Genomic DNA, 5,844 nt, shown 5'->3' with positions numbered 1-5,844 from the left:
GAAGCCGAGGAGCTGTTCCCTGGTCTCGGCGAACGGGCCGTCGATCACCAGGAGGTCGCGCCCTTTCCGGACCGTGGTCGCGGTCGTCGTCGGCAGCAGGTGGGCGACGGGTCCGAGCCGGCCTTCCCTGGCGAGCCGGCGCTCCACGACGGCGAGCCGGGCCGTGACGGCGTCGTCCTGCTCGCGGCTCCGGGCGCCGACGACGTCTTCCCGGTCGTAGCAGAGGATGGCGTAGAGCATGCGGGTGGTCCTCCTTTTCCGAAGGACGGACGGGCATGCCCGCAGCCGACATGGAGCTGGAAAAAAGCCCGTTCGGCGCTACACTCCGCCCGCAACGGGGAATTTCGTGGGAGACGCTGGTGACCGACGCCCCGTATCGCTTCCGGCCCTTCGTCCGCGCGGACCTGCCGATGGTGGCGCGCTGGTTGCGGACGCCGGAGGTCGTGCGCTGGTGGGGCGAGCCCGGCGAGCAGCTTGCGATCGTGACGCAGGACCTCGACGAGCCCCTGATGCGCCAATGGATCGTCGAGCACGAGGGGCGTCCCTTCGCCTATGTCCAGGCATATCCCGCCCGCGCCTGGCCCCAGTCGCACATGATGCATCTGCCGGAAGGGGCGGAGGCCGTCGACGCCTTTGTCGGCGAGCCGGACATGCTCGGGCGCGGCCATGGCGGCGCGTTTCTCCGGGCCTTCGCCGCGATGCTGATCGCCGGGGGCGCTCCCGTGGTGGCGATCGACCCGGCCGCCGACAATCACCGCGCGCGCCGCGCCTACGAGCGCGCGGGCTTCGTGGGCGGGCAGGTCGTCGACACCGCCGAAGGGCCGGCGGTGCTGATGCTGTTTCAGGGGTGATGCCGGGCGTGCCTCTGTCCCGCCTGAACTCCGCGGACGCGGCTCAGGGGTGGGGATTCCACAGGCATCGCGCGACGGCTGCCGGAACGATGGTCTGGCACGTCCCATCGAGGCTGGTCAGATGCCGCCGACCAGCCAGGGAATCCCTAATAGGCGCAGGTTCACGGCGGTTCCGTTCGGCGAAATGGCGGCCGATGCTACGCCTGCCGGTTGAAACGCTCAAGGCGAGGTGCTTCCGGCGACGCCGCCTGCCGAGACGTTGCTGAAGGATACGGTGCCGTCGCCGTGAAAATGCACGGTGACCGCGATGCCGCCGGGAGTCGCCGCAAGTTCTTCCTGAAGCGCTAGAGCCCGTTCCTCGGCCGCATAGTAACGGTAGACCTGCCGGGGCTCCGCGATGAAATGCCGGCAATCCCGCGGGGGCGGCGCCCCGCAGCTGGCCGGGACGGCGGCTGGGTGCCGCGGCGTCGCCGGGTCGGGATGCAGGCAGGCGCAGGCCAGCCCGTCGGCGTCGGCGAGGTCGAGCCGGAACTCGAGATAGTGCCCGCGCAGCAGGTCGCGCGGGTCGTAGCCGGTGATCGCGACCCGTAGCGCCGGCTGCGCGGTGCGTTCGGCCGCGAGCCACGCCGCCCAGGCCGTGACCGCCAGCGTCGGCAGGATCAGGAGGGCGAGGATCGGGAGCCGGTGTCCTCTCACGCGGCCCTCCCGGCGTTGCGCAGCAGCCGGCGGACGAGCCAGCCGACCGCCAGCAGCAGCACGCCGCCGGCGACCAGCCCGACGCCCGTGAACAGCAGGCCGCCGAAGGCCTCGATGAAGACCACCACTACCCGGGCCGCGATCGCGAGCACGGCCAGCCGGTACAGCCCGGTCAGTCCGGCCGCATGGGCGAGCTGCGATATCGCCCACCAGTAGAGGCAGAACCCGAGCGCGGCCACGACCGCCGAGTCCGCGCCGCCGGCCAGGAACGGCAGTGCCGCGTAGGCGGGCGACGCCGCGACGAAGGCGGTCAGCCAAGGGCGGCCGGGCGCCCGGCGCGCCAGCGCGGCATGGACGGCGAGCAGGCCTGCCGTGGCGCAGGCGGCGCCGGCGATCACGTCCGCGCCCGCCGGCAGGTCGGCCGCGGTGAAATCGGAGCGCCAGACCGTCTGCGCGGCCGAGGCCGCCGTCACCAGCACCCCGAGCATGACCGCGTGGAGATGTCGGCCCCAGGCGCCGCGGTCCGCCAGCGGCGCGGCGTAGCCGGCCACGATGAACAGGGCGATGCTGGTGCCGACCAGGCCGGCATCGGCGAGCGCGTCGGCGTTCTCGACGAATGCCGTTCCCGCCGCCGCGAACAGCCCGGCGGTCCACAGCCAGCGGTTGGCCGCCCCGCGCGCGAGCGCCCAGGTGAACGGCGTCGCCAAGGCCAGCCAGCCCGCCAGCAGCCCGGCCGCCCCGCCCTGAAGCTGGAAGCTCTGGCCGACATGGGCGAGGAGCCCCAGCGTCGAGGCCGACAGGACCAGGATCAGCAGCTCGCGCGCGATGCCGGTCCATACCGCGATTCCGATGGCGAGGTTGAGCGCGACATGGCCGCCGAGCCTGGCCGGGACCGGGATCTGGTCCCAGTTGGCCGAGACGATCGCGACGATGCCGAGGGCGACCGACAGCGCGCCGATGACCGTCAGCGCCGGGACGCCGGCCGCCGGGCGCGACGCCTCGAAGGCGGCCAGCCGCCCGGCCGTCTCGTCGTCGATCAGGCCGGCGTCCCGCCAGCGCTCGATGCGCGAACGGACCGCCCGGCCGTGGAGGTCGATCATGGATGCGCCCGTGGGAAGGGAACCGCCTGCGAAGCGGGTATGCACCGCCGGCCCGGTCCGCGCAATGGGGTTGCCGGCCCGAAAACGGGACTGGCCGAAACGGGCATGCGATGGCATAGTAAACGAACGAACAGATCGACGTAGCGACCACGGCCGGGCACGGCCGTAGGCTCCGGCGTCGAACCGGAGCAATGCCGCTCCCTTCAGGACCGATGGTCCTGGACGGGAGCTTTTTTTGTACCCGATTCCGCTGGGCCAGGGACGGCCGGGCATGGAGAAGGTGACCGGAGATGGACAATACGGCCAGCACCGAAGCGCCGTGGAGGGTCGGCATCCTGTTCTCCCAGACCGGGGTCACGGCGGGGATCGAGCGTACCCAGATGCAGGGCACGCTCCTCGCCATCGAGGAGATCAATGCCGCCGGCGGGGTCCTCGGCCGCGAGATCGAGGCGGTGGCCTACGACCCGGCTTCCGATTCCGCGCAGTTCGGCGCGTTCGCCGAACGGCTGCTGGCGGAGGACCGGGTCGGCGTGATCTTCGGCTGCTACATGTCGAGCACCCGCAAGGCCGTGCTCCCGGTCGTCGAGCGCAGGAACGGGCTGCTGCTGTACCCGACCCTCTACGAAGGGTTCGAGTGCTCGCGCAACGTCATCTACACCGGGGCCGCCCCCAACCAGAACGGCGAGCAGCTCGCGGACTACCTGACCAGCAGCTACGGCAACCGCTTCTATTTCGTCGGCTCCAACTACATCTACCCGTTCGAATCGAACCGGATCATGCGCGACCTCGTGCAGCAGCGCGCGGGCAAGGTCCTGGGCGAGCGCTACGTGTCGCTCGACGCGACGCGCAAGTCCTTCGCGGCCATCATCCGCGACATCCGCCGGAAGGAGCCGGACGTCGTCTTCTCGACCGTGGTCGGGTCCGGGACCGCGCATCTCTACCAGGCCTACGCCGATGCCGGGTTCGACCCGCGCGGCATGCCGATCGCGAGCCTGACCACCAGCGAGGCCGAGATCGCGGAGATCGGCGCGGAGGCCGCGCGCGGGCACGTCACCGCCGCACCTTACTTCGCCTCCCTCGACACTCCCGCCAACCGCCGCTTCGTCGCCGCCTACCAGGCCCGCTTCGGCGCCGACCAGACGACCAACGCCTCGTGCGAGGCCGCCTATTTCCAGGTCCATCTCTTCGCCCGCGCGCTGGCCGTCGCCGGCAGCATGGACACCGACCTGCTGCGCAGCGCGATGCTCGGCCTCGAATACGACGCGCCCCAGGGGCGGGTCCGCGTCGATCCCGACAACAACCACACCTATCTCTGGCCGAAGGTCGGGCGGGTGGGCGAAGCCGGCCGGTTCGAGGTCGTCGCCCAGTCGCTGATCGCGGTCAAGCCGGAGCCGTATCTGGTCGACCACAGCATCGCCGACTGGTCGCGGCGGCAGTTGCAGTCGGCCGCGATGTAGAGGGCTCCATGGTCGAAGCGCAGGGCACAGGCTAGGGAGCGCATGGTCATGGCGGTCGACGTCCTTCGCGACATCCGGGCCTTCAGGGTCCTCGTCGTCCATCCCCAGGACGCCGAGGCCGAGGAACTGATCCGACAGCTTCGCCGCATCGGCTGCCAGGTGACCGCGCAGTGGCCGCCTCCGAAGGAGATGCCGGAAAGCGCGGATCTCGTCTTCCTCGACGTGACGCGGGTCCTCTCGGGGCAGGGACGGCTCGCCTGGGCCGGCGGTCCCGACGCGCCGCCGGTGGTGGCCATCCTCGACTACGAGAACCCGACCATGCTCAAGGCCGTCGCCGACCACGGCGCGCGCGGGTTCGTGAGCAAGCCGGTCCGCTCCTTCGGGCTGCTCACGACCATGTTCATGGCGCATCGGGCGGCCGAGGCCGAGCGCCTGCTGCGCAAGAAGCTCTACAAGGCCGAGAAGCGCCTCGACGGCGTCAGGAAGGTCGCCAAGGCCAAGGCGATCCTGATCGACACCCGCCGCATCTCGGAGGAGGAGGCCTACCGCTTCATCCGCGAACGCGCCATGGCCCGCCGGACCACGATCGAGGACATCGCCGCCGCCATCATCGACGCCAACGAGATGCTCGGGGTGGAACAGCGGGTGCCCTGATATTTTCTGTTGACGAGACTCAAGAAATTAGTGCAATCTTTCGGTATAGAGCGTGGCGCCGCCAGTGTTGTCGGCAGCCGGCTAGGCAAGGAAGCCCCGACAGGCAGTGAAGCCTGGTGGGGCTTTTTTCGTTTCCAGGACATCTGACCTGAGGAGGTCTCTCGCCGGAACACGTGACGTCTGGACAGGGTTGAAGTTCGACTGGTGAAGCGGCGCCGGGAATGGCTGCCGAACGCTGGAATACTGTCCAGGCATGGCATCGATCGCCCGATGCGCATGAACCATCCATAGCTCGGTCCCGCCGATGACGTCGGGCCGCCGAGGAGGCAAGGAGGCCCCAGCAGGCAAGCACGCCTGTCTGGGGCCTTCGTCGTTTCGAACGGCACCGATCCAACGAGTGCCGCACGCCGTCAGCGCACATCCAACGAAAGAACGGAGGGAACATCCATGAAGATCACGCGGCGCAACTTCCTCAGGACCACCGCCATCGCGGGGGCGGCCGGCTCGGTCGGCTTTCCCCACATCTGGATCAAGGACGCGGGCCTCGCCTGGGCGGCGGGGGGCGAGATCAAGGTCGGCCTGCTATTCTCGCTGACCGGCACCACCGCCGTCGTCGAGAAATCGCTGCACGACGCCAGCTTGATGGCGATCGACGAGATCAACGCGGCCGGCGGCGTCAACGGCATGAAGATCACGCCGGTGATCGAGGACCCGGCCTCCGACCCCGCCACCTTCGCCGACAAGGCCAACAAGCTCGTCCTCAACGACCGCTGCGTCAGCGTGTTCGGCTCCTACACCTCCGCCTCGCGCAAGGCCGTCCTGCCGGTGTTCGAGCGGCGCAAGGGGCTCTACTGGTACCCGACCCTCTACGAGGGCCGCGAGTGCTCGAAGAACGTGATGTACACGGGCGCCGTGCCGACCCAGCAGCAGAAGGACTTCATCCCGTGGCTGGTCAAGAACTTCGGCAAGAAGTTCTACCTGATCGGCTCGAACTACATCTACCCGAAGGAGGAGAACAACGTCTGCAAGATCCTGCTCGACCAGCTCGGCGGCGAGGTGGTCGGCGAGGAATACGTGCCGCTCGGC

7 protein-coding genes are annotated in these 5,844 nt (G+C 69.6%); 4 read left to right on the top strand and 3 right to left on the bottom strand.

The window, feature by feature from the left end; translation table 11 throughout:
* A partial coding sequence (locus VGO20_RS06970; RefSeq protein WP_327501588.1) for a YciI family protein occupies positions 1 to 240 on the bottom strand: 240 nt, incomplete at its 3' end.
* A gap of 119 nt (positions 241 to 359) precedes the next feature.
* Between VGO20_RS06970 and VGO20_RS06965 the strand changes: the two genes are divergently transcribed.
* Complete coding sequence (locus tag VGO20_RS06965) at positions 360 to 851, top strand: GNAT family N-acetyltransferase (RefSeq protein WP_327501587.1); 492 nt, start codon at positions 360 to 362, stop codon at positions 849 to 851.
* A gap of 219 nt (positions 852 to 1,070) precedes the next feature.
* On the opposite strand, the gene VGO20_RS06960 is transcribed toward VGO20_RS06965, so the two are convergent.
* A complete protein-coding gene (locus VGO20_RS06960; RefSeq protein ID WP_327501586.1) occupies positions 1,071 to 1,547 on the bottom strand; it encodes a hypothetical protein in 477 nt (158 codons plus the stop codon).
* Positions 1,544 to 2,647 carry a DUF2157 domain-containing protein gene (locus VGO20_RS06955; protein WP_327501585.1) on the bottom strand — a complete coding sequence of 368 codons (1,104 nt, stop codon included), beginning with the start codon at positions 2,645 to 2,647 and terminating at the stop codon, positions 1,544 to 1,546. Before VGO20_RS06955 ends, VGO20_RS06960 begins: the two co-directional genes overlap by 4 nt.
* Positions 2,648 to 2,937: 290 nt before the next feature.
* Between VGO20_RS06955 and VGO20_RS06950 the strand changes: the two genes are divergently transcribed.
* The 3 genes from VGO20_RS06950 to VGO20_RS06940 all read left to right on the top strand — a co-directional run.
* Positions 2,938 to 4,104, top strand: a complete 1,167-nt coding sequence (locus VGO20_RS06950; protein WP_327501584.1) for a transporter substrate-binding domain-containing protein — start codon at positions 2,938 to 2,940, stop codon at positions 4,102 to 4,104.
* Between the two features lie 48 nt (positions 4,105 to 4,152).
* Positions 4,153 to 4,758, top strand: a complete 606-nt coding sequence (locus tag VGO20_RS06945; RefSeq protein ID WP_327501583.1) for an ANTAR domain-containing response regulator — start codon at positions 4,153 to 4,155, stop codon at positions 4,756 to 4,758.
* 447 nt (positions 4,759 to 5,205) lie between these two features.
* Positions 5,206 to 5,844: transporter substrate-binding protein (locus VGO20_RS06940; RefSeq protein WP_327501582.1), on the top strand; the 639-nt coding region annotated here is incomplete at its 3' end.

The sequence above is a fragment of the Arenibaculum sp. genome, from assembly GCF_035998295.1.
Lineage (GTDB): Bacteria > Pseudomonadota > Alphaproteobacteria > Azospirillales > Azospirillaceae > DASYHS01.
This window is presented reverse-complemented; position numbering and strand designations above follow the sequence as displayed.